Annotated in this window: 21 protein-coding genes and 1 pseudogene; 11 read left to right on the forward strand and 11 right to left on the reverse strand. The window is 59.1% G+C overall.

Translation table 11 applies throughout. The features are described 5' to 3' along the window. The first annotated feature begins 5 nt into the window (after positions 1-5). Positions 6-464 (forward strand): SRPBCC family protein, encoded by a 459-nt coding sequence (locus tag AC6CIG_RS18930; protein ID WP_498323425.1) that lies wholly within the window; start codon positions 6-8, stop codon positions 462-464. 108 nt (positions 465-572) lie between these two features. Here the strand turns inward: AC6CIG_RS18930 and AC6CIG_RS18935 are convergent, their stop codons facing one another. From AC6CIG_RS18935 to AC6CIG_RS18950, 4 genes are all read right to left on the reverse strand, one after another. Continuing rightward, positions 573-1,190 (reverse strand): TetR/AcrR family transcriptional regulator, encoded by a 618-nt coding sequence (locus AC6CIG_RS18935; protein WP_498323426.1) that lies wholly within the window; start codon positions 1,188-1,190, stop codon positions 573-575. Between the two features lie 88 nt (positions 1,191-1,278). After that, on the reverse strand, positions 1,279-1,728 hold the full coding sequence (locus AC6CIG_RS18940; protein WP_498323428.1) for a hypothetical protein: 450 nt from the start codon (positions 1,726-1,728) through the stop codon (positions 1,279-1,281). A 120-nt stretch (positions 1,729-1,848) separates the two neighbouring features. Beyond that, positions 1,849-2,802, reverse strand: a complete 954-nt coding sequence (locus AC6CIG_RS18945; protein ID WP_018096452.1) for an SDR family oxidoreductase — start codon at positions 2,800-2,802, stop codon at positions 1,849-1,851. A 91-nt stretch (positions 2,803-2,893) separates the two neighbouring features. Next, complete coding sequence (locus AC6CIG_RS18950) at positions 2,894-4,438, reverse strand: MFS transporter (RefSeq protein ID WP_498323429.1); 1,545 nt, start codon at positions 4,436-4,438, stop codon at positions 2,894-2,896. A gap of 249 nt (positions 4,439-4,687) precedes the next feature. On the opposite strand from AC6CIG_RS18950, the gene AC6CIG_RS18955 reads away from it, so the two are divergent. Then, a complete protein-coding gene (locus tag AC6CIG_RS18955; protein WP_018096455.1) occupies positions 4,688-4,891 on the forward strand; it encodes a cold-shock protein in 204 nt (67 codons plus the stop codon). Between the two features lie 116 nt (positions 4,892-5,007). Here the strand turns inward: AC6CIG_RS18955 and AC6CIG_RS18960 are convergent, their stop codons facing one another. Then, positions 5,008-5,880 carry a PhzF family phenazine biosynthesis protein gene (locus AC6CIG_RS18960; RefSeq protein WP_498323431.1) on the reverse strand — a complete coding sequence of 291 codons (873 nt, stop codon included), beginning with the start codon at positions 5,878-5,880 and terminating at the stop codon, positions 5,008-5,010. A 117-nt stretch (positions 5,881-5,997) separates the two neighbouring features. On the opposite strand from AC6CIG_RS18960, the gene AC6CIG_RS18965 reads away from it, so the two are divergent. Then, positions 5,998-6,933: a LysR substrate-binding domain-containing protein gene (locus AC6CIG_RS18965; protein ID WP_498323432.1), complete on the forward strand. Its 936-nt coding sequence runs from the start codon at positions 5,998-6,000 to the stop codon at positions 6,931-6,933. Positions 6,934-6,974: 41 nt separating this feature from the next. Here the strand turns inward: AC6CIG_RS18965 and AC6CIG_RS18970 are convergent, their stop codons facing one another. The 3 genes and pseudogenes from AC6CIG_RS18970 to AC6CIG_RS18980 form a co-directional block, all read right to left on the reverse strand. After that, entirely contained in the window at positions 6,975-7,694 is a 720-nt protein-coding gene (locus AC6CIG_RS18970) for a fimbrial biogenesis chaperone (RefSeq protein ID WP_498323433.1), read from the reverse strand. Between the two features lie 276 nt (positions 7,695-7,970). Then, positions 7,971-9,040, reverse strand: a pseudogene (locus AC6CIG_RS18975) (IS110 family RNA-guided transposase). Positions 9,041-9,303: 263 nt separating this feature from the next. Then, complete coding sequence (locus AC6CIG_RS18980; RefSeq protein WP_180980742.1) at positions 9,304-9,630, reverse strand: GYD domain-containing protein; 327 nt, start codon at positions 9,628-9,630, stop codon at positions 9,304-9,306. Between the two features lie 262 nt (positions 9,631-9,892). On the opposite strand from AC6CIG_RS18980, the gene AC6CIG_RS18985 reads away from it, so the two are divergent. Beyond that, complete coding sequence (locus AC6CIG_RS18985) at positions 9,893-10,972, forward strand: mechanosensitive ion channel family protein (protein ID WP_498323435.1); 1,080 nt, start codon at positions 9,893-9,895, stop codon at positions 10,970-10,972. Between the two features lie 77 nt (positions 10,973-11,049). Here the strand turns inward: AC6CIG_RS18985 and ppk2 are convergent, their stop codons facing one another. Continuing rightward, on the reverse strand, positions 11,050-11,970 hold the full coding sequence (gene ppk2 / locus AC6CIG_RS18990) for a polyphosphate kinase 2 (protein ID WP_127710356.1): 921 nt from the start codon (positions 11,968-11,970) through the stop codon (positions 11,050-11,052). A 212-nt stretch (positions 11,971-12,182) separates the two neighbouring features. Here ppk2 and AC6CIG_RS18995 point away from each other — a divergent pair, with 212 nt between their 5' ends. The 7 genes from AC6CIG_RS18995 to AC6CIG_RS19025 all read left to right on the forward strand — a co-directional run bounded on the left by AC6CIG_RS18995 (position 12,183) and on the right by AC6CIG_RS19025 (position 19,736). After that, on the forward strand, positions 12,183-13,019 hold the full coding sequence (locus AC6CIG_RS18995; protein WP_498323437.1) for an alpha/beta hydrolase: 837 nt from the start codon (positions 12,183-12,185) through the stop codon (positions 13,017-13,019). Between the two features lie 191 nt (positions 13,020-13,210). After that, entirely contained in the window at positions 13,211-14,638 is a 1,428-nt protein-coding gene (locus AC6CIG_RS19000) for a basic amino acid/polyamine antiporter (RefSeq protein ID WP_498323438.1), read from the forward strand. Positions 14,639-14,959: 321 nt separating this feature from the next. After that, a complete protein-coding gene (locus tag AC6CIG_RS19005) occupies positions 14,960-16,381 on the forward strand; it encodes a basic amino acid/polyamine antiporter (protein ID WP_498323439.1) in 1,422 nt (473 codons plus the stop codon). A 14-nt stretch (positions 16,382-16,395) separates the two neighbouring features. Then, positions 16,396-17,655: an arginine deiminase gene (gene arcA, locus AC6CIG_RS19010; RefSeq protein WP_498323440.1), complete on the forward strand. Its 1,260-nt coding sequence runs from the start codon at positions 16,396-16,398 to the stop codon at positions 17,653-17,655. Between the two features lie 110 nt (positions 17,656-17,765). After that, positions 17,766-18,056 carry a YMGG-like glycine zipper-containing protein gene (locus AC6CIG_RS19015; protein WP_498323442.1) on the forward strand — a complete coding sequence of 97 codons (291 nt, stop codon included), beginning with the start codon at positions 17,766-17,768 and terminating at the stop codon, positions 18,054-18,056. 135 nt (positions 18,057-18,191) lie between these two features. Next, complete coding sequence (locus AC6CIG_RS19020; protein WP_275598172.1) at positions 18,192-18,686, forward strand: DUF1269 domain-containing protein; 495 nt, start codon at positions 18,192-18,194, stop codon at positions 18,684-18,686. Positions 18,687-19,097: 411 nt separating this feature from the next. Next, positions 19,098-19,736, forward strand: coding sequence for an HdeD family acid-resistance protein (locus tag AC6CIG_RS19025; RefSeq protein ID WP_498323444.1), 639 nt, complete (start codon positions 19,098-19,100; stop codon positions 19,734-19,736). Between the two features lie 69 nt (positions 19,737-19,805). Here AC6CIG_RS19025 and AC6CIG_RS19030 read toward each other — a convergent pair whose 3' ends face one another. Further along, the gene (locus AC6CIG_RS19030) at positions 19,806-20,858 is read right to left on the reverse strand and encodes an AI-2E family transporter (protein WP_498323446.1); all 1,053 of its coding nucleotides are present in this window, start codon (positions 20,856-20,858) and stop codon (positions 19,806-19,808) included. A gap of 85 nt (positions 20,859-20,943) precedes the next feature. After that, positions 20,944-22,248, reverse strand: a complete 1,305-nt coding sequence (locus AC6CIG_RS19035; protein WP_498323447.1) for a metal-dependent hydrolase family protein — start codon at positions 22,246-22,248, stop codon at positions 20,944-20,946. Positions 22,249-22,447: the final 199 nt, after the last annotated feature.

Raw genomic sequence — 22,447 nt, forward strand, 5'->3', positions numbered from 1 at the left:
GGACCATGAAGGAACGTTTCACATACTCCACCTACATCCGCTGCAGCCCCGACGTTCTTTGGCAAGCCCTTACTGCCAGCGAGGTTACCAGTCAGTATTGGGCGGGCACTTGGCAAGAAAGCGACTGGTCGCGGGGCTCTCCTTGGCGGCTGGTTGCTCCGGATGGGCGGACAGCAGATTCGGGAGAGGTCCTTGAGGCGGATCGGCCGAACAAGCTTGTGATTTCCTGGCGCGACGAACTTCATGAGGAGCTCCGCCAGGAGGGGCATTCCAAGGTTAGCTACGTCCTCGAAGAGATCGGCACGTCGGTAAAGCTGACGGTCATCCAAGAATCCGAAGTGGAAAACTCCGTTGCTATCGCTGCTATGTCAAACGGATGGCCTCATCTCTTCGCCAGCGTCAAATCTCTTCTTGAGACGGGCTACCCGCTGGAAGAGACAAGGGCGTGGCCCGTAGACCTTTGATCTCGGATCACCATGTCGGGCCGGCCCGCAACTGTCTGACCTATCTCGGTCGACGACCAGAAGGCGACTTGGCGGTCAGAGGAGGAAAATTGTGTTTAGATGTTTGGCTCAAGCCTGTTTTTCCGCCGCGCTGACGTCGGTCGAATGAGACTGTGTCTGTGCAGCGTCGAGCGCGATCCTCACGCCGGTCAGATATGATTGCTCGTCGGCGAGCTCTGGCGTGTATTGGCGAACCGTATAAAGCCCCAAGAGTGCCAGGTAGATGGCTTTTGCAAGTTGTTCCGCCAGTGGGTGCGGCGCACCAAGAAGTTTGAACTCCTCCGTGAGATGTTTTGTGCGCATCGCGTCCACCTCCCGCACTGCCGCCCTCGGCAAGGGGTCCCGTGCCGCCCACGCCCGAAGCGCGCACTCTGTTTTCGCGACGTCCAAAGCACCAGACGTCGATACGACGGCGAGTTCTGCCAACGCCTCCAAGCGTTCACGCGGTGTATCGAAGTGACTTGTCTGTTCGATTAGATTGGCGGTGAAGTCACGCTTCCAAAACTCTATGATCGCCTGGAGAAGCTCACCTCTATTCTTGAAGCGCCAGTAGAACGGGCCTTTGCTCACGCCAAGAATCACGGCCAAACGTTCCACCCTGACCGCCTCAATGCCTCCGGCTGTCAGAGCAGATAATCCGGCTGCGACCCAATCGGCCTTTGTTGGACCATCTCGTCTATCTGCCATTCGACGCGCCTCACGCTTCGTCCCGTCTGCCGACGCTAGGGCACTTCCAGGAAGTGTGTAACGGTTTTCCGTCCGGAAGTGCGTCGTTTCAAAGGGTTGGAGCCCCGGCTCCGCTTTCCGCCGGCCGGGCGGCCGCCCAAAATAGGATGAGGCCTACCGGGCCGAAGATCGCCCATTGAATAAGGCCCCATGGGTTCCCGAACCAGACAAAGGTGAAGAACAGGCAAATACCCGAGACCACCAGGAAATGGCCTCCGATTATCCAGGCTACCGGCCAGCGCCAGTCGCTACGGAATGCCGCCACCAATGTGGCCACGGCACCGCCCGCTATCAGCGCCGCCATCTGGTACCACAAGACGTCGAGCACGCCGGCGGAGGCGGGTGGCAGATTGGCCGAGTAGACGGGGTACATCACCTCGGGCGTCCCGCCAATGATGTGGTAAATGGCGGCAACTGCATTAACTGCGGATGCCATGAGAAGTGCATTACGGCCGGCGCGCCCATCTTGAGGGCGATTGACTCCTGCATCCGTTCTCATCGTGCTGATCCATGTTCGGTATACGGTGGCGTATACTATGCCGCCGCGGCCACGTCAATACGGCAGCGTATAGAAGCGATTTGGCAGTGACCGCCGCAGCGCTGAAACTACAGGACGAGATCAGTAACCGCCGACGATCGGAAGAATCTCGCCGGTGATGTAGCTCGACATTTGCGGAGAGGCGAGAAAGACGTAGGCCGGAGCAATTTCCTCTGGCTGCGCCGCACGCTTCATCGGCGTTTGGGAGCCGAACTTCTCCACATCTTCAGCCTCTTTGTCCGATGGATTGAGAGGCGTCCAGACCGGGCCGGGGGCGACGGCGTTCACGCGGATACCTTTGGGCACGAGATGTCCCGAAAGAGCACGGGTGAAGGCATGAATTCCACCCTTGGTCATGGAGTAGTCCAGCAGCTCCTTCGAGCCGGTAAGGCCCGTGACGGACCCGGTGTTGATGATCGCCGAGCCGTTCTTCAAATGCGGAATAGCGGCCTTCGCCATGTAGAAGTAGCCGTAGAGGTTCGTCTTCAGCGTTTCGTCGAAGTGCTCGTCGGTCAGGTCCTCGATGTCACGCGTGTGGACCTGGAAGGCGGCATTGTTGACGAGGATGTCGAGGCGTCCAAGCTGCATGACCGTTTTTTCCACTGCCTTTCGGCAGAAGCTCGCATCCTTGACGTCGCCTTTGATCACAAGGCACTTTCGTCCCTCCTTTTCCACAGCAGCCTTTGTTTCGTCTGCGTCCTGAGATTCGTCGAGATGCACGATGGCGACGTCCGCCCCTTCACGGGCAAAGAGGACCGCCACCGACCGACCGATGCCGGAGTCGCCCCCCGTGATCAGCGCCACCTTGTCCTTCAGCTTGTCTGAACCCTTGTAAAACGGGGCATCATACATTGGCGCAACGGGAAGATCAGCCTCTGAGCCCGGCTTGTCCTGATGCACCTTGGGAAATGGCGGCTCCGGATAACGGCGAGCGCCCGCCTGCATCGCTCCTGAGGCCTTCGGTTTTTCCTTCTTGTCGGCCTCTTCAACCTGCTTCTGGATGTCGCGCTGTTTCTGCCCGGTTTCGGATTTCATTGATGCCTCCTTCGATTGAGGAGGATAAACGCCGCCGAGGCCAAAAGGTTTGGGCGAGACCGCATCCTCGCCATTCCTAAATCATCGTGACCTAATGAGAGGCCAATGTGCTCTCATCGATGTGTGCGCTGGCATATACCCGCCGGGCGACGATCGCGAGAAGAAGGAGCGTCACCGTTGCGACGACGCAACATATGGAGAAACCAAGTGAGAAGCCGCTTTTCGCAGTCTCGAGCCAGACGGCTGACGTTGAACCCGGCATCGACCGAGCTGTCTCGACTGCGCCGGCAAGGGTAGCAGAAACGGCCTCGGCTTGCACGGGATCGAGGCTGCTCAGGTCGGCGCGGTTCATCGCCATACGATAGACCAGGGTCGCCAAGCTGCCGAGCACCGCGATTCCCAACGCGCCTCCAAATTCTGCGCTCGTTTCCGATATGGCCGAAGCCGAGCCTGCCCGTTCGGGCGGTGCAGTTCCCACGATCAGGCCGGTCGTGGTCAGGACGACAGGAACGAAGCCGAAGCCGATGATCATGCTGGAGCCAAGGATCCCGATCAAGCTCTCGGCGTAGGCGGCGACAGCCATAGCGGCAGCTCCCGCCGCGTTGATCAAAAGCCCGCCGAGCACGGTTCTGACGGGTCCGAAGCGGTTGGTGAAACGGTAGGCCTGAAAAGACATGACTGCGAAGACGAAGGCCGACGGCGCGGACCAGAGCGCAGCCTTCAACGGCGACAGACCGAGCACAAGCTGCAGGAAGAGGTTCTGAAACAGGAAGACGCCGAAAACGAAGAAGACACCGGCGAGGTTTACCATCAGCGAGGCCGTAAAGGCTGGCACCCGGAAGAGCGCGAGGTCGACCAATGGGTCGCTGAGGCGTCGCTGACGCCTCACAAACAGGATGCCGACCAGAAGCCCCAGTCCGATATAGACGACTTGGGCAAGCTGGAAACCGTCGGCAGCCATATGCTTGAAGCCGTAGATGATCGGCAGAACCGTCGCGAGCGAAAGCACGACACTCAAAAGATCCAGTCGGCCGGCATCATTGTTCCTGTATTCCGGCAGCAGAAACGGGGCGACGGCCAGAAGCAAGAGCATGACTGGTATGTTGATCAGAAAAACCGATCCCCAGTGGAAATACTGTAGCAGAATTCCGCCGATGAGGGGGCCAACGAGGCCGCCCAGCGCAAAGGCCGTGCCCCAGATGCTGATCGCCCTGTTTCGCTCCGCCTCGTTTTTGAAGAGATTGACGATCAGCGACAGAGTGGAGGGCGCGATCGTCGCACCCGCGATGCCAAGCAGAGCCCTTGCCAGAATGAGTTGCTCCGGCGTGTTTGCAAAAGCCGCGAAGGCCGATGCGACGCCGAAAGCAAAAGCGCCCATCAGCAATACCCGTCGCCGCCCGATTCGATCTCCCAGCGTTCCCATGGTCACGAGAAAGCCCGCGACCATGAAGCCATAGATGTCGTTTATCCAGAGCAGTTGCGATGCGGAAGGATCGAGGTCCGCGACGATCGCCGGCACCGCGAGGAACAGCACCGACAGGTCCATCGAATAGATCAGACATGCGATCGACAGGACGCAGAGGCCAATCCACTCACGGCGGCTTGCCGGCTCAGGCGTGTGACTAGTCTCGGCCATGGTCGTCCTCCGGAAAGCCGGCGGAGATTTCCCCGAATCGCAGCCGTTGACAAGTATCAAATTCGACCGGCTTCGATCCCAAAGCAGGTTTTCAAAAATTCAAACTCGGTTTGAACGAGGCCGTCGTCCTTTGTCACTGAAGTAATCACACGTGAAAACGATCAGAACGGCTGCTGACGTTGATCGGAAAGCATTCGCGCTGTAGGTTCGGCACGCGAGCCAAAAGTGCGCGAGCAAGGAGGGACTATCATGCCTACAGGTACTGTTAAATTTTTCAACGACGACAAGGGATTTGGCTTCATCACGCCTGAGGATGGCGGAACGGACGTCTTCGTTCACGTGTCTGCCTTGCAGCACGGCGGTTCGCTGAAAGAGGGTGACAAGGTCAGCTACGAGGTCGGTCAAGATCGCAAGACCGGAAAGTCGAAGGCGGAAAACGTATCCGTGCTTTGACGGCAGACTTCAGGCAGGTTCAGAGCGCCTCCGTGTTTCATTGAAACACGGAGGCGCTCTGTCGATGACGCTACGCCGTGTGCGGGAAACCGCTGCACACCTTTCCTGGAAGTGCCCTAAAGTCGGATCACTCCTTTGACCACGACGACCCCAGCGCCGGAGAGTTCCGGCACGGGAGCAAGCCGGATGCGCAGAATGCTCCTGCGGCCCATTTTGGTGCCCTGCTCGATGACCAGTTCGTCGTTCGTAAGGTTTCCCGTCGCGGCAAGATAGGCCGCCAGGGGGCCAGCCGCGGTTCCCGTCGCAGCATCCTCCCAGAGACCAACGGAGGGGTTGAAAAACCGAGCGTAAGCCGTATCCGGCGCATCGGCATCGAGTGCATAGATATAGCAGCCCTCCGCAGGCGTCTTCTCGAGAACGGCGAGCAATTTGTCGGCGGTCGGCCGCGCTCTGTCTACGGAATCCGCATTCAGGACGCGCACCATAAGGTGCGTGGCTCCGGTATCGGCCGGACGTGGAGGCGGGTCGGGCAAAATGTCTCTGGGATCCAGGCCGAGAGCGTCAGCCAGAGGTGCGACGTCATCGAGCGGGTCCGACAGGCTCAAAGGCATTTGGCGCATGCGGCCCTGGATGCGACCGCCGACCGACTCGAGCTCGATCGGCAGAACATCTCTGCCGATCTCCTGCTGAAAGGTTCGGGCCGCGGTCAGCGAACCGAGATCGCCATTCTCCCCGAGCCAGAGCCACGCCCCGAGGGCATTGTGACCCGCACCGAACACCTCTGCACCGCTCGCAGTGAACGATCGCAACTTCCAGTCCGCCCGTGTGCTCCGCATGAGGAATGTGGCCTCGGCTTGATTGAATTCGCCTGCGATCCGTCGCATCTGGTCATCGGTCAGGTCGTCGGCGTCCTGTACCACGGCCAGCGGATTGCCCGACAGCGGCACATCCGCAAATACGTCGATGAGACCTGCGACCAATTCAACCATTATGTACCCCGACTTGAATGAGCAAAATTTAGTGTAACGTAGCGTTCATCACTGTAGCTTTTTCTTATTGAAGGATAAAAATCGAAATCCTCAGCTCTAAGATGAACTGGATTCAGCATGCAACGTTTGCGCCTGCCTCCCTTGTCCGCACTTCGCGCCTTTGAAGCCGCCGCGCGCCGCGCAAGCTTCAAAGCCGCAGCCGAAGAGCTTTTGGTCACGCCTACGGCAATCAGCCATCAGGTCAAACAGCTCGAAGCTTATATGGGCCTGCGCGTACTGGACCGGACGCCCAGAGCCGTGACGCTGACGCCACAGGGTAAGGCGCTTTACGAGGCGACGGCCTCGGGTTTTGGCGAAATCGAACGGGCCGTCACACGACTGCTGGCCGTGACGGCGCCGACAACAATCACCCTGACGTCGACGACAGCATTTCTTAGTCACTGGCTGGTGCCGCGAATGGATGCGCTGCGCCAAGCCCTTCCGACGATCGACCTGCGGCTGCACACGTCGAACACGATCGAGGACTTGCGCGCCGGGGGCATCGAAACCGCGATACGTTACGGGCGTGGTCCATTCGCCGGCGCAGCCAGCACGCAACTTTGCAGCGATGTGATGACGCCGGTTTGCAGCCCAGGACTCGGTCTGTCGCAACTTGAGGACCTGCGGCGCGTCACACTGATCCACATCGACGGGCGACGCCGCCCGACGCCGAACCCCGATTGGAATCGCTGGTGTGAACAGACCGGCATCGCCGGTCTCGATACCAGTGCCGGCCCCCAATTTCCCGATAGCATGCTGGCCGTCCAGGCGGCCATTGCCGGCCAGGGCGTGGTCATCGCCAGTCGGGTCCTTGTCGCCGATGCACTTGCTGCTGGTTTGCTGGAAGCCCCATTCTCGCAAACACTTGCCGGCGACGCCTATCATTTTGCCTGCGCCCTGGGGCTGGAACAGCGCAATGACATAGCAGCACTTCGGACGTGGTTTCAGAACTGCTTTTCCGCAGTTCATCCTCAGCCCAGACCGGTTACCGTGAGCCTCGCGGCTCGTCCTTGACCGCTGCCGCGGATCGAGATGAACAAGCTCGGATCAAGTTCCTAGCGAGCGCTGACGCCAAGCTGTGCATCGATCGCGCTGCCGTTGCTTTTCGCTGAAAGTGTCACAAGGCCGCCCGAATAACTGTCCTCCGTGCCGACTCGCCATTGCCTCGTCAGGCCCGGCAGCACATATCCGACAAACCCGTCACGTCGGGCGATGACTTCCCCGCCCTGCATCAGCTTCACATCAGACAGCCTCAGCCTCCTGGCCCCATTATTTTCAACCACGAGCATGAGCCAGCCGCGGGAGCGTGCCAGACTCCAATCAACTTCCGACGCCGAAGCTTCCGGAGTGCGGAAAAGGACTGGCAGAACGTGTTGCACGGCCACGCTTTCGACACCCGACCTACTCCCCTTTGGATCGGGCAACTCGTCAATCAACACCCGGTAGCTCTCCTCCAAGCGTAGCGGCTCCTTGCTGACGCGTACCACACTGACGATGCGGTTGCCGTGCGGCGGCAGCCGTGCTGATGGCGGGCTTGCAACGACATCGTTGGTCGGCTTCAGTTGCTCTACTCCGCCTTCCTTACTCCAACGAAGTACCCGCACCTCGATGTCGACCGGGCGGCTCACCTGGTTTCTAAGATGCAAAACCGCCGCTCGATCCGGTGCAACACGCTCGACCGAGGTCGGAGAAATGACGAGCGAAGCAGCGTTGGCAGTCAGTGTGTACAACAAAAGCAAAACAGCTAGGCCGATGCTTTTCAGCATGGAGCACATGGCGATCTCCAATGAAAGAACTCAAGGGGCAAAACGCTTGTTCTGCGCGGCTTTCCCTGGGTTCGATTGCGTTTTGACCGGCACTTCTGCCGACCGGGTAAATCTTCTCCGTTCGCAGGACGGGCTTTTCCATCCTGTGGTGCTGAACCATTCTCCAATTCGTGACCCTAACGCCGGTCTGCTTTTCGGCTTCGGTCACAGAGTGGCGTTCGGCTCCCGGCTTCCCATTCTCCTGTAAGAGCGCAGCCCAGTCCTGCCGGGCTCGCTAGACCGTCATCAGGACAGCCGGGATATTGTCGACGATGCGCCTTCCTCTCCATTTGCGCCGCGCCGCTCGTAGGGGCGCTGGTCGCGCAGAATCTGGAAGGCGATCGTCAAAAGCTTCGCGCGATGGCAACGCGCGCTTTGTTTGCTCCTCTGAACTTCAAATGCTCGAACTGGGCTTGAAGCTGCGGGTCCGTGACCACGGCCGGTGTGACTGCCTCGACAAAGGCCCAGCGCAGCCACTTGTTGCCTTGCTTGATGATCTTGCCGTGGTAGGTCTTGCCGCCGGAGGAATAGGTCGAGGGCACAAGCCCGGCATAGGCGGCCAGCTTCTTCGGGTTGCGGAAGCGGGAGATGTCGTCGATCTCGGCGTCGATAAGCCGGGCGAAGAACTCACCAATGCCGGGGATTGTCTTCAGCAGCTTCACATTGCTGTTGGTCTTCGTCATCGCGCGGATCGTCTCTTCCGACTGTTTGATCCGCCCGTCGATGTCGCCGATGAACTCCAGCCCCCGGTTGATCTGGATGCGGTCGATCTCCGACACATTGAGCGCGGCGAGTTGCTGACGCCCGGCCTTGCCGAACAGGTCGCCCAGCTTCTTCAACTGTGCCGTCTGCTCCGGATAACGATCAAACACCGTAACGATCCGGTTCTTTGTCATCGTGCGTAGCCGCACGTAGAACATCCGTTCGCGAAGGGCGACGCGAAGCTCTCGCGCCTTGTCTCCAGGAGCCCATGCCTCGGGCACGAGATCGGCCCGAAGAAGATGCGCCAGCACCGTCGCATCGACCTTGTCCGTCTTGATCTTCGCATCGGCGATCGCCTTCACTTTCAGCGGATGCGCCAGCACGACATCGTCACAGATGTCATCGAGCCAGTCGTACATCACCATCCAGTTGCGGGTGGCTTCCACCACCGCATGGCTGTTCTCCCGATAGCGCTCGAGAAACGACCCGAGCGACTGACGATCGTTCTTCACTCGCCCGGATCGTAGTGTCTTGCCGGTGGAATCTTGCACGACAAGGTGGCTGTAGCTTTTGTGGTAATCTACGCCAATGTGATAATCATAAGGTGCAGTCACGCTTTGCTCTCCTTCCATGAGTTCGCGAAAACCCAAGTAAGGTAGGCCAAACGGCGCAAGGCGTGACTGTCCCAAGATCATCTGCATCTCAGAAATCCGTTCTCTCAATGCTGGGCGTGGCCTCTTTCATGCCATCTCCTGTCAGGCACTTCCGTGCATCAACGCCGTGGAACTGGCGGCACTTCAACGAGAACTCGGACGGCGAACGGAGAAGTCACGAAGCGCCACTCACCTTCAATATGGGTGGGAAGAGTGCACCACGCCTAGGCTCCAGGGGGACGATAACCAATCGACTTTGCCTTTCCAAGGGCTTCCATCGTATCCTCGACGCTGAGGAGGACAGTGGTTTCGATAGAGCTGAGCGCGCCTCCTGCGCCGATGGCAAGGGCGACGGCGGCCATCGATACGTTATCGGGCGCCTCCCACAGATTCCAACCGTCATGCTCGCCAAAGGCGTACCAGAACCCATGGAGCTTTCCGCCGACGGATTCGATATACGAACGTGCCGCCTCACGGCGATCTTCCGGGTTTTCGATCATTCGCGCCCACGTCTCGGGCGTGTAGCTGAAGCGCGTGAGATACATGGCCATGGTCAGCCTCCCTCTGTCACGATAACTCAGTTAACGCCCGGTCCACAGAGAACGCGGGTCATTTCCAACGTTCGGGATCGGCCTGCGAATAGCTCCAGCCTTGCCGCCTTGGATGGCAGCTTGCGTGTGATTGCGGACTGCAGCCAACACCTCGGCCAGTGCTGAACATGGATGGTGCCCACTTCGGCGTTCAACGATGATATAATGGGTTGCTCGCTGCCTTTGACCGTGTGGACGGGGATGGCGACGCCGGGGTGAACCCATGGAACGACGCGACAAGGAACAGGAGAACCTTTCCCGGCTCGAACGGGTCGCGCAACAGACCGCTGATCCAAAAACCATGCAACAGAAGGCGAAAAGGCCCGAGGAAAAATTTCGCTTCAGCCTTCGCAAAGAAGACGTCTGGTGGACTGTTGGCTTCGCGGCCGCCGCCTTGCTGCTTTTTGGCGTCCAAGTCCTGATCAATTGGCGCTTGGATTGGTTTGACGCGCCCTTACGCCTTCGCCTGATGAACTACGTCAAGGGCGGCCTTCTCATTTTTATTATGCTGACCGTTGCGAACCTCATTGAAGTCTTTCTCATTGGCCGAATTCCCAACCGTGTCTCGCGTTTCAACCTGAAACGTATTTTTCGATTGGTCGTCGTGGTCGCCATCGTCTTCGTGGCGATTTCGGTCTTATTCGTAAACTGGTACGCCGCGGTCGTTTCGCTCGGCCTGATTTCACTCATTCTCGGCTTTGCGCTGCAAATGCCGATCTCCAGTTTCATCGCCTGGATTTATATCCTGGCCAGGGCGCCATATCGCGTTGGCGACCGAATTCGCATCGGCGATGCCCATGGCGATGTCATCGATGTCAGCTATCTCGATACGACGCTGTGGGAATTCGGCGGCGAGTACCTCTGGACCGATCATCCGAGCGGACGCATCATCAAGTTTCCGAACTCCACCGTGTTCGAGACGCCGGTCTTCAACTATTCCTGGCCGCTGTTTCCCTACGTCTGGAACGAAATCAAGTTCCAGCTCGCCTATGAAAGCGATCTCGAGTTCGTGGCGCTGACCATGAGAGAGGTCGTGGAAGAGCAGGTCGGCGACATCATGAGCCAGAAGGTGAAGATCTATAAGCACATCCTCTCGAATACGCCGGTGGACGAACTCGAGGTGAAGGAGCATCCCGTCGTTCATTTTCGCGTCAGCGAAAACACCTGGCTCGAGGCCATCGTGCGTTATCTCGTGCCGCCGAAGGAAGCGGGGCGCACCAAAACACGCCTGATCAAGGAAATGCTGGCGCGAATGAACGCAGAACCCGATCGCGTTCTGTTTCCGAAGAGCAATTTGCGGTGAATTTCCCCACGCCGGGTTTGCGACCATCCCCGCCGTGCCGACTCGCCGGATGTTTTCGCGCCTTTGTATCCGAGATGTCAGTATTTCGCGGGAACATAAAGCTCCGGAGGCAGGACCTTCCGCTCGTAGTTGGGATTGAAAATGCGCTCCGGCAAGGTGATATCCTCGTGCGGCACATCCTCATAAGGGATTTGCTTCAAGAGATGGTCGATGCAGTTGAGGCGCGCCCGCTTCTTGTCGTTGGCCTCGACGATGTGCCATGGCGCTTCGCGAATGTTGGTGCGGGCGAAGGTCTCTTCCTTGGCCTTGGTATAGGCTTCCCAGCGCACGCGCGATTGCAGGTCCATCGGCGAGAGCTTCCACTGTTTCAGCGGGTCGTGGATGCGCGTCAGAAAGCGCAGTTGCTGTTCCTCGTCGGTGATCGAGAACCAGTATTTGACCAGCCGAACGCCGGAGCGCACCAGCATGCGTTCGAATTCCGGCACGTCGTCGAAGAACTGCTCGACCTCCTCCTCGGTCGCAAAGCCCATGACGCGTTCGACGCCGCAGCGGTTGTACCAGGAGCGGTCGAAGAGGACGATTTCCCCGCCGGCCGGCAGATGTGGCACATAACGCTGGAAATACCATTGAGTCTTCTCGCGATCGGACGGCGCCGGCAGCGCCACCGTTCTCACGATGCGCGGATTGAGTCGCTGGGTGATGCGCTTGATGACGCCGCCCTTTCCAGCCGCGTCGCGTCCCTCGAAGATCACGACGACCTTCTCCTTGTGGTAGACGACCCAGTCCTGCAGCTTGATTAGCTCCGCCTGCAACGCCAGGAGCGCGCGGAAATAGTCCATGCGGGGAAGCGCCGGAGGGTGCGCTTTACGGTAAATCTTGCGTATTTCCTCGGATAAGGCCGGCTCTGAAAGCTCGAGCTCGTAATCCTCGTCGATTGTGTCAGCAAGTTCCGCTTCGAGCCAATCGATGCGTTCTACCTCGTCTTTCGACTTACTCATGTCACGCCTCCGCAGTTCAGGCCAGCAGTTGATCGCAAGAATGGCTTATTCCATGTCGGAGTGAAGGAAATTTTACATTCCCCAGGACGCATGCCGCCGGCGTAGGCAGGGTCGAGACTCACCGGCGACACAAGAACGTTGTGATGGCGGGTCCCATTTGGGCATACTAACCCGACGATCTCAATGGAGCGGACGAGCAGCGGGCATGAGCTGTGAATGCCACTAAACTCCTGCTGATCTTGCCGCTATTGGCGGCTTTCGCATACATCTCGCTTGTCGGCGTGACGTATCTGTCCCAGCGCGCGCTCCTTTTCCCCGGTGCAAGCGCAACTTTGGCGCCCGAGCGAGCGAGCTGGGGGCAGAACGTGTACATCCAAACGAGCGATGGAGAAAGGCTTCATGGCCTCTATAGCCAGAGCGAGCCCGGCCAGCCTTCGGTGTTGTTCTTCCTCGGAAATGCTGACCGGGTCAGCAATTATGGCTTCTTCGCCCAGGCTCTTGCCGCACGCGGCATCGGCCTGCTCGCGCTTTCCTATCGCGGCTATCCGGGATCAACCGGGACACCGAACGAGCATGGCTTATTGATTGATGGCATTGCCGCCTTCGACTGGCTTGCGGAACGTTCGGGAAACGAGATCGTCGTGCTGGGCCAGTCGCTGGGAAGCGGTGTGGCGGTCAATACGGCTGGGCAACGGCCGGCAGTCGCGGTCATCCTCGTGTCTGCCTACCTGTCGGTCCTCTCGCTCGCCCAGACCTACTATCCGTTCTTTCCGGTTGCGCTCCTCACCAAGGATCCCTTCCGCTCAGATCTGAAAATCGCAGAGGTGAGGCAACCGAAGCTGTTTATCCACGGCCGGCATGACACCATCATCCCATTGTCTTCGGGCGATGCTCTGTATCAAATCGCTCCCGAGCCCAAGCAGATGCTCATCTACGACGCCGGCCATAACGATCTGTGGGACGCCCGCATGGTCGACGACATCATTCGTTTTGTGAAGGCGCCAAAAGGAGACAACGCCGATCCACCGCCGCGAAGGGACCGGAACTGACGAGCCGCTAGTCCACTGGGGTCATTGGGGTGCTGGCGACAGACGCAGATTATCACAACTAAATCCTGGTCCCCTAGGAATTTACAGCTTGAAGTTTTGAAGCAAGAGGTACAACGTTTCGCCCTATCACGTAGGGGCAGCTCATCAGTACGTGCTTTTAATCAGGCAACCGTGACGCACTCGGAGGCCGCATGACCAGCACTGCTCAGAAACTTTCGCTCGCTTCGCTGTCCGCGCTCGTCGTCGGTTCCATGGTGGGAGCGGGCATATTTTCACTGCCGCGCACCTTCGGCAGTGCGACCGGTCCGTTCGGAGCGATCGTGGCCTGGTGCATCGCAGGTGCGGGCATCTTCACTCTGGCTCACGTGTTCCGGGTGCTCGCGGAACGCAAGTCGGACCTCGACGCAGGCGTCTACGCGTATGCGAGCGCCGGCTTCGGCGACTATGCCGGCTTCCTTTCGGCTCTCGGCTATTGGCTGGTCGGCTGCATCGCCGATGTGTCGTACTGGGTGTTGATCAAGGCCACCCTCGGCGCCTTCTTCCCCATCTTCGGAGACGGCAACACGATCGCGGCCGTGCTTGTCTCCTCTGTCGCGCTGTGGGGCTTCCACTTCATGATCTTGCAAGGGATCAGAGAGGCCGCGGCCATCAACACTGTCGTCACCGTGGCAAAGATCGGGCCCATTCTGATCTTCATAGTCATCCTGCTCGGTGCGTTCGAGACCGACCTCTTTCGCACCAACTTTTGGGGCGGCGCGGACATGCCCGAGGCGAGCCTTTTCGAGCAGATTCGTGCGACCATGCTGGTCACCGTATTTGTGTTCATCGGCGTAGAGGGCGCCAGCGTCTATTCGCGCTACGCGCGCGAGCGCTCCGATGTGGGCGTGGCCACGACACTTGGGTTCGTAGTCGTGTTGGGACTGATGGTGCTCGTAACGCTGCTGCCCTACGGAGTCCTGGAACGACCCGAAATCGCGGGAATGCGCCAACCCTCGATGGCTTCCGTTCTGGAATCCGTCGTCGGGCCATGGGGCTCCGTCTTTGTCAGTGCCGGTTTGATCGTTTCCGTGCTCGGAGCGTATCTCGCATGGTCGCTGATCTGCGTCGAAGTGCTCTTCTGCGCCGCCAAAAACGGAGACATGCCGAGCGTACTCGCCAGGGAGAACAGCAACAAGGTTCCGGCGGCGGCTCTTTGGCTGAGCAATGGAGTGATCCAGCTCTTCCTCATTAGCACCCTGTTTTCGGAAGATGCGTTTCGATTGATGGTAGATCTGACGAGCGCAATGGTTCTGGTTCCATACCTGCTGGTGGCAGCCTATGGCTTCCTTGTCGCCAAGCGCGGCGAGACCTATGACATCAGACCTAAAGAGCGGCTCCGCGATCTGATCTTCGCGGGTGCCGCCACCGTCTACACGGCATTTATGATCTATGCCGGCGGCCTGAAGTTCCTGCTGCTTTCCGCCATTCTCTACGCGCTTGGAACGATCCTGTTCGTCTACACAAGGCGAGAACAGAAGAAGCCGGTGTTCGGCCCTCGGGAATGGCTCGTCTTCATAGCTGCAGTGGCCGGATGCCTTGTCGGCATCTACGGTCTGCTGACCGGCCGCATCACTATATAGATTGAGAAAGATGAAGTAATGCAAAACGTTGAAGTGTTCTTTACCCGTATGAAAGTCACGCGCGGCGATGTAGATCTCACGTCCTTGCGTAAGGATTTCATCAGCAAAGCGGTTCGCTCTTGCAATTTTGAGTATTACACGTTAACATTGTGATTAATTCAAATACGCTATAAAGCGGCGCCAGAAGCAGATAGCATCTCCAAAAATCCACGCCGCATGCAATATCCGTAATTTCACCTGTCAGACAAGCGATCTCCAGAGTTGTTCGCGCGTCCGCACCTCCGCAGACGCCTCTTCACCGGCGAATCCGGGAGTAATGCGATGGCGCAGAAGCTTTCCCTGTTTGCTCTGACTGGCATGGTCGTCGGTTCCATGGTCGGCGCAGGCATCTTCTCGCTCCCGCGAACATTCGGCGTCGCAACAGGGCCGTTCGGCGCAATCATCGCCTGGTGCATTGCAGGGGGCGGCATGTACATGCTGGCGCGCGTCTTCCAGTCGCTGGCGGAACGCAAGCCCGATCTTGACGCCGGCGTTTTCGCCTATGCCAAAGAAGGTTTTGGCGACTATCCCGGCTTCCTATCCGCCTTCGGCTACTGGATCGGCAGTTGCATCGGCAACGTGTCGTACTGGGTGCTGATCAAGTCCACGCTTGGCAATTTTTTCCCGGTCTTCGGTGACGGCAATACTGTCGTCGCAATTCTGGTCGCTTCGATCGGTATCTGGCTCTTCCACTTCATGATCTTGAGAGGCATCCAGCAGGCGGCGTTTATCAACACCGTCGTGACCGTCGCGAAGGTCATTCCTATTATTGCCTTCATCATCATCCTGTTCTTTTTCTTCAAGCTCGACCTGTTCCGGCTCAACTTCTGGGGTGGCGAGGGGATGCCGGAGGCAACCCTCCTCCAACAAATCCAGGCGACAATGCTGGCGACGGTCTTCGTCTTCATCGGCATCGAAGGGGCGAGCAACTATTCGCGCTATGCTCAGACGCGCTCCGATATCGGAACGGCCACGATTATGGGCTTCATCGGCGTCAGCGCGCTGATGGTACTGGTCACGCTGCTGCCCTATGCGGCCCTGACGCGCCCCGAGATCGCCGCCATGAGCCAGCCTTCGATGGCCGGAGTGCTTGCTGCCGTCGTCGGCCCCTGGGGTGCGGTTTTCATCAGCATCGGGGTGATCGTCTCGGTGCTTGGCGCCTATCTCGCCTGGTCGTTGGTGTGCGCGGAAGTGCTCTACGTGGCCGCGCGCACGGACGACATGCCCCGTCTTTTCGGCACCGAGAATCAAAACAAGGTGCCCGCAGCGGCGCTGTGGCTTACCAACATCATCGTCCAAGTGTTCGTGATCAGCACCTACTGGTCGCGGGATGCGTTCGCGCTGATGCTGAACTTGACGAGCGCAATGTCACTGATCCCCTACATGTTCGTGGCTGCCTTCGGGTTCATGCTGGCTCAACGCGCCGAGACTTACGAGGTCCGGCCGCGTGAACGCACCCGCGACCTGATCATCGCCAGCATCGCCGCCGTCTACACATTTTTCATGATTGTCGCCGGCGGCATCAAGTTCGTCCTGCTGTCGGCTCTTCTGTATGCCCCTGGCACGATCCTTTATTTCTGGGCAAGACGGGAGCGGGGCAAGCGGGTTTTCAACACATCCATCGACTGGCTGATTTTCGCGACTGCAGTCATCGGCTGCATCGCCGCGATCATCGGATTGTCCACCGGCTACCTGACGATCTGAAAAGGAGATTTGCCATGTCTTCTGAAAGCTCGACCCAGCATACTTTCGGCGTGCATTCCGAGGTCGGCCAGTTACGCAAGGTCATGGTCTGCGCGCCGGGGCGTGCTCATCAACGGCTCACGCCGAGCAATTGTGACGCCCTCCTGTTTGACGACGTCCTCTGGGTCGACAACGCCCGGCGCGACCATTTCGACTTCATGACCAAGATGCGAGACCGTGGCGTCGAGGTTGTCGAGATGCACAACCTGCTGGCCCAGACCGTGGCACTTCCCGAAGCCAGGAAGTGGATACTCGATAACCAGGTCGTGCCCAACCAGGTCGGGCTTGAGCTCGTTGACGAGATCCGCAGCTACCTCGAAGGGCTGCCCGACCGGGAGCTTGCGGAAACCCTGATAGGCGGACTGTCGACCCATGAATTCCCCGAGACTATTGGCGGTGAAATGTTGGATTTGATCCGGGACGCTGCTGGAGTCGCAGAGTATCTCCTGCCCCCGCTGCCCAACACGCTCTATACGCGTGATACCACCTGCTGGATCTACGGCGGAGTGACCCTCAACCCGCTCTACTGGCCGGCGCGTCACGAAGAGACTATTCTCGCCACTGCGATCTATAAGTTCCATCCGGATTTCGCCGGCAAGGTCAATGTCTGGTGGGGCGACCCGACCCTGGACTGGGGGCTTGCCACACTCGAAGGCGGCGACGTCATGCCGATCGGCAAAGGTAACGTGTTGATCGGCATGAGCGAGCGAACGTCGCGGCAGGCGATCAGCCAGCTCGCCGCAACCCTGTTCGAAAAAGGCGCTGCGCAGCGCGTGATCGTCGCCGCAATGCCAAAGTTACGTGCGGCTATGCACCTGGATACGGTCTTCACCTTCGCCGACCGCGACTGCGTGCTTACCTACCCCGACATTGTCAACGAAATCGAGGCATTCTCCTACAGACCGGGTGAGAAGCCGGGCTCCCTGGAGCTCCACAGGGATCGTGGCTCGTTTGTCGAAACGGTGCGGGACGCCCTGGGTCTGAAGGAAATGCGCGTGGTCGAGACCGGCGGGAACGCCTATGTGCGCGAACGGACGCAATGGGACAGCGGCGCAAATCTCGTCTGCCTCTCGCCCGGCGTGGTGCTGGCCTACGACCGGAACACCTACACCAATACGCTTCTACGCAAAGCCGGCATTGAAGTGATCACCATCACGGGCGCCGAACTCGGTCGCGGACGCGGCGGTGGCCATTGCATGACCTGCCCAATTATCCGTGATGCGGTGGATTACTGACCAAGATCGGCGGTCGCTGGCCCGGAGCGCCTCTAGCCCTGCCCTGAAAATCGTCTGATCTCTAAGCCCGATTTTCCCGAGATTGGCGCTCTCGCAAAAGGAGAAATGCCATGGCCCGAAGGACGGTACTCCCTCTCACGCTTGCGGTTGTGGCCGCGCTTGCCGGTGGGTGCGCCACCGAACAGAACCAACGCGGCCTGGGCGGAGCTCTGATCGGCGCCGGAACAGGCGCGGTGGCGGGCCAGTTGATTGGAGGGAACACAACGAGCACCGTCGCCGGTGCGGCTGGCGGAGCTCTGGTCGGGGCCGCGGTCGGAACTGCAACGACTCCGTCCTACAACCGTGGCAACTGCAGATACAGACAGCCCGACGGGACAATCATCATCGCAAGGTGCCGATGAAACCTGCCGCCTGGCGCGCCCTGCAACCTTTTTCCCGGAAGGCCGTGAGCGCCTGCGCGACCGGCACAATTGGGCATTCAGGGTGCGCGCCAGGTTGCCGCTACGCTTCGCAACTAACGTAAATGGGAGTTAGTCATGTCCAGCCTGATTGCCATTATTTATCCCAGTGAAGACAAAGCCGAAGAAGTCCGACAGCGCCTGATTGGACTGCAGAAAGAATACTTGCTCACATTGGGCGACGCCGTGATCGCGACAAAGACTGACGCGGGCAAGGTCAAGTTGAATCAACTGATGAACCTCACTGCGGCTGGTGCCGCTTCAGGAAGCTTCTGGGGACTGCTCGTCGGTGTGCTGTTCCTCAACCCGCTGATCGGGGTGGCCGTAGGTGCGGCCTCCGGAGCAATCGGGGGCGCGCTGAGCGATGTGGGCATCAACGACGACTTCATGAAGGAACTTGCCAGAGGCCTTCAGCCCGGCAATGCGGCGCTGTTCGTGCTGGTGAAGGAGATGACTGAGGACAAGGTTCTGAAGGATATATCGCCGTTTGGCGGCACCATCCTGAAAACCTCACTGGATGAAAGCAAGGAGCAACTGCTGCGGGACGCCTTGCAGAAAGCGAGCGCCGCTTAGACGCCGTTCGCGCTGGTGACGACTGAACCGGACGCGCAGAAATTGGATACTCACATGGCAGGATACGGCGAAAACTTCAGCCTGATGAAAATGAAGCTAATCGGCTTCGCGAGTATCATTATTGGTTTCCTCCTCGCGGCGTCCGGCTACCGATACGGCTCGTTCGGAATCGGATTTGCAGGAGTAGTCCTTCTACTCATCGGAATAGCTTTCATCGCGGGCCACGTCCCTCGCCGAAATGACCGGCGATAGTGCGATCTGCCGCCCGGCACTGCCTGCAGGCGCAAGGTCCGTACAGACGGTCAGTCCGCCCGCGGATCGATGCGCCGACGCGTTTGAGGGTTTGCCGACGATCGCACCGCTTCTCGGAGCATAGTGTTTGCAACGAGCAGCCGGAGTCACGAGGAAGCCATGGCATCTTACGACACCATGCCGGTCAATGCAGGTGGCGACCCGAGCGGCCCCCCGCCTTCGGTTCGGGTGGTCCTTGGCGGCGTAATGCTTCTGGCGGGACTGGTCGTCCTGGGGGATGTGGCGTTTGCACCAGTCGTCACTCCGGCCTTCGTCGGAACCGCCGCCATCTTGGTTGGCGTGTTCGAAATCGTATATGCCTTCTGGGCGAAACGATGGGGTGGCCTGTCATGGCAAACGCTGCTCGGATTTTTATATATCGCCCTGGGCTTGATGCTCACCGACGTCGCCGGCTCGGGGGTGATGGAAATCCTCACGAACATGGTGGCCCGCTCAGGGCGCACACAAGACCTGCTGCAAACCTACACGGTCGGCCTGCTGTTCATCCTCTCGGGCGCCGTCAGGATCTTGCTCAGCATTAGCCACTGGCGTGAGGCAGGATGGCCTATGATGCTGTCGGGAGCGTTCGGGGCCGGCGCGGGACTTGTCGTCCTGGCCGAGTTCCCGAAGACGGGCCTTTGGCTCCTTGCACTCTTGCTGGGGATCGATTTTCTGGCGCATGGCGTGGCTTGGCTGAGATTTGCATTTTTCCCCCGGCCGGACAAAACTGGAAACAATCAGGCATCGCCGACCACCTGACTGCCGGGACCGCAACGGCGTGATCGTAATCGCTTGACCCACATAGCATGGCCGACGATGACGACCGAATTATCCGCTGGGCGTCGAAGCGTCGGTTGCGATCTCCAGACCGAACAATTCCGAAAGCCACTTGCTGGACGGATGCTGGTTGCAGAAGGTCAGCAACGCGATCGTTATCGGCACGCCGATGAAGGCGCCGAAGATCCCCCATAGGTAACCCCATAGGAAAACGGAAAACAGGACCATGACAGGGGACATTGACAGCGCGCTGCCTGAAGCTCGTGGCTCGATATAACTGCCCACAACGAACTGAATGAGGTTCAAGCCCGTAAAGACAATCAAGACGGTCTCCACAGTCCCGAACTGGATAAGAGCAAAGAGCGTCGGGAACAGGGTGGACACAAGCGGCCCAAGAAAGGGGATGTAGTTGAGAGCGAACGCGATAAAGCCCCATTCCTCGGCGAGAGACAGCCCGACAGCGCGGGTGAAAATCCAAACCAGAAGCCCGGTGACGACACTCATCACGGTCCTGATCATCATGTAACGCCGAATTTTCATAGCGGTTTGTTGGCTGCCACGAAGAAACCATGTACTGCCCGTCCGGTTTCGCATGGCCTCGAGCCTGCGCCCGAAGGCCTCCACCTCCATCAGCCCGAGCAGGACATAGACGAGCGCGATGAGCCAGAAACTCAAGGTGCTGTTAAGCCGGCCGCTTACGGCCTGTACAGTACGCACGACCCAGCCAACGCTGACGTTTTCTGACCAGAGCATGCCAACCGCTACGCCGTGTTCCTCGAGCCACAGGCGAACCTGATCGTAGAGCTGCTGAAAACGCGCTGCATCTGCGATGAACCACCGGCCGACATGCCCGAATGCCCAGGCTATGAGCCAGCCTAAAGCGACGATGGCGAGCACGACCAAGAGGAAGCTGATGATGAGCGCCAAGTGGCGAGGGAGCATAGCCTGCAAGCGGCACTGCGTCGGCCACACAAGCGCGATGATAAATAGCGCAAAAGCCGCTGGGGCAAATATCGAACTTGCCATCGAGAGCATTGCGAGGAGGAGCAGAGTCGCTATCAGAATTTGGGTAATGTAAATTATCTTCATTCTTGCGGCGGGCATGCACCTACCTCTCAGACGATCTCCTCAGTCCATCAGTAGCATGCGACGACAGCAATCTTCGGTGGGGCCATCAGGCCGTCGTTGCTCACTGGGCGAGTGTGTTTTTGTAGATCATGCCGTCCTTCATGATGATCTTGAAGCTGTTGGTGGGATCGGCCACCAGGTCGATATTCTCCAGCGGATTGCCTTCGACGAGCAGGAGGTCCGCGAGCGCGCCTTCTTCGATCACGCCGAGCTTTCCCGGATAAGGGTTGCGCTGGCCCGACAGCGCCAGCAGTTCGGCATTGGTCCCCGTTGCCATGACGAGCGCTTCGGAAGGCGTGTACCAACGCACGAGTGAGGCAAGAATTGCTCCTTGTTGCCTCGCCAGTGCACGGGAGAACAGAACATCCGTGCCCCACGCGGTCTTGATCTTGTATTTCTTTGCCAGTTCGTACGTTCTGCCGATGCCCGGCCACACCTCATCTGCCTTGGCGCGCTCGACCGAACCCTCGCGAAGGCCTGTCCTCATAAATTCCGGAAGTGGCTGCAAGCTCAGCCAAATGTCCTTTTCGGCGATCAGCTTGGCGGTGGCCTCATCCATGAGGAAGCCGTGTTCGATGCACTTCACACCAGCAGCGATAGCCTTCCGGATCGCATCAGGGGTGAAGGCGTGCGCGGCGACGTAGGTGCCCCAATTCTCGGCGATTTCCACGGCGGCCCGCAATTCCGGCTCGGTAAAGGTGGTGACGTCGAGCGGGCTGAAGGGTGAAGACACCCCGCCGCCCGCCGTCAGCTTGATCAGAACGGCACCTTGCATAAACTGCTCGCGGACGCGCAGACGCACCTCGTCGGGGCTGTCCACGACCATAGCACCCCCGCTCGTCTCCATCGGGGTGAGCAGGCCGCCCGTCCTCCTTGGCAGGTCGGTGAGCTGGCGGAAATCGCCATGCCCGCTGGTCACCGTGATCATGGCACCGGACGGATAGATGCGCGGTCCGGGGATGATGCCCCGGTCTATGGCCCGCTTGAGGCCGAACGCCGGCCCGCCTACGTCGCGAACGGTGGTGAAGCCGCGCATCAGCGTATCCGTCGCCTCATCGCCGGCCAGGATACTGGCGAAGCTGACGTCGCCCATTGCCTCTGCCGGGGTGGAAGCAGCCAGCATCGCATGCCAGTGCGCGTCGATCAGGCCCGGCATCAGCGTTCGCCCGTTGCCGGCAATGCGCTCAGCGCCTTCGGCTTCGATCGGGCTTATCGAAATCTTGGCGATTACATTGCCCGCGACCAGAACATTCGACGGCGCCGAAAGAGCAGCACTTTTTCCGTCGAAGATGTGGACGTTTTCGAAAAGCACGTCATCGGCGCTGGCGGTCGCGCAAAGCCCGAGCACGAGAGCCGCTGCGAGCATTTCTCTGCCAGAGCGCAGCAAGGTGAAAACGGGATGCGCAAGAAGGAACAACGCTGCAGGACAGGACACCGCATGCCCGGCAGCCTTACATTGCGTCGACTGCTGCGATCCAGAGGATTTTTGACACATGACGATCATCCCGCTTCAGGAGGAGAGGTGGTCACGCCGCAAGGACAAGTTGTAGCTTATACAGTGCAGA

The organism is Sinorhizobium sp. GQ132 (genome assembly GCF_059758575.1).

What these genes read in the sequence shown, in the direction of transcription:
- AC6CIG_RS18930 (WP_498323425.1), top strand. Translation starts at nt 6, where the DNA reads ATGAAGGAACGTTTCACATACTCCACCTACATCCGCTGCAGCCCCGAC.
- AC6CIG_RS18935 (WP_498323426.1), bottom strand. Translation starts at nt 1,190, where the DNA reads ATGGCAGATAGACGAGATGGTCCAACAAAGGCCGATTGGGTCGCAGCC.
- AC6CIG_RS18940 (WP_498323428.1), bottom strand. Translation starts at nt 1,728, where the DNA reads ATGAGAACGGATGCAGGAGTCAATCGCCCTCAAGATGGGCGCGCCGGC.
- AC6CIG_RS18945 (WP_018096452.1), bottom strand. Translation starts at nt 2,802, where the DNA reads ATGAAATCCGAAACCGGGCAGAAACAGCGCGACATCCAGAAGCAGGTT.
- AC6CIG_RS18950 (WP_498323429.1), bottom strand. Translation starts at nt 4,438, where the DNA reads ATGGCCGAGACTAGTCACACGCCTGAGCCGGCAAGCCGCCGTGAGTGG.
- AC6CIG_RS18955 (WP_018096455.1), top strand. Translation starts at nt 4,688, where the DNA reads ATGCCTACAGGTACTGTTAAATTTTTCAACGACGACAAGGGATTTGGC.
- AC6CIG_RS18960 (WP_498323431.1), bottom strand. Translation starts at nt 5,880, where the DNA reads ATGGTTGAATTGGTCGCAGGTCTCATCGACGTATTTGCGGATGTGCCG.
- AC6CIG_RS18965 (WP_498323432.1), top strand. Translation starts at nt 5,998, where the DNA reads ATGCAACGTTTGCGCCTGCCTCCCTTGTCCGCACTTCGCGCCTTTGAA.
- AC6CIG_RS18970 (WP_498323433.1), bottom strand. Translation starts at nt 7,694, where the DNA reads ATGTGCTCCATGCTGAAAAGCATCGGCCTAGCTGTTTTGCTTTTGTTG.
- AC6CIG_RS18980 (WP_180980742.1), bottom strand. Translation starts at nt 9,630, where the DNA reads ATGGCCATGTATCTCACGCGCTTCAGCTACACGCCCGAGACGTGGGCG.
- AC6CIG_RS18985 (WP_498323435.1), top strand. Translation starts at nt 9,893, where the DNA reads ATGGAACGACGCGACAAGGAACAGGAGAACCTTTCCCGGCTCGAACGG.
- ppk2 (WP_127710356.1), bottom strand. Translation starts at nt 11,970, where the DNA reads ATGAGTAAGTCGAAAGACGAGGTAGAACGCATCGATTGGCTCGAAGCG.
- AC6CIG_RS19000 (WP_498323438.1), top strand. Translation starts at nt 13,211, where the DNA reads ATGACCAGCACTGCTCAGAAACTTTCGCTCGCTTCGCTGTCCGCGCTC.
- AC6CIG_RS19005 (WP_498323439.1), top strand. Translation starts at nt 14,960, where the DNA reads ATGGCGCAGAAGCTTTCCCTGTTTGCTCTGACTGGCATGGTCGTCGGT.
- arcA (WP_498323440.1), top strand. Translation starts at nt 16,396, where the DNA reads ATGTCTTCTGAAAGCTCGACCCAGCATACTTTCGGCGTGCATTCCGAG.
- AC6CIG_RS19015 (WP_498323442.1), top strand. Translation starts at nt 17,766, where the DNA reads ATGGCCCGAAGGACGGTACTCCCTCTCACGCTTGCGGTTGTGGCCGCG.
- AC6CIG_RS19020 (WP_275598172.1), top strand. Translation starts at nt 18,192, where the DNA reads ATGTCCAGCCTGATTGCCATTATTTATCCCAGTGAAGACAAAGCCGAA.
- AC6CIG_RS19025 (WP_498323444.1), top strand. Translation starts at nt 19,098, where the DNA reads ATGGCATCTTACGACACCATGCCGGTCAATGCAGGTGGCGACCCGAGC.
- AC6CIG_RS19030 (WP_498323446.1), bottom strand. Translation starts at nt 20,858, where the DNA reads ATGCCCGCCGCAAGAATGAAGATAATTTACATTACCCAAATTCTGATA.
- AC6CIG_RS19035 (WP_498323447.1), bottom strand. Translation starts at nt 22,248, where the DNA reads ATGCTCGCAGCGGCTCTCGTGCTCGGGCTTTGCGCGACCGCCAGCGCC.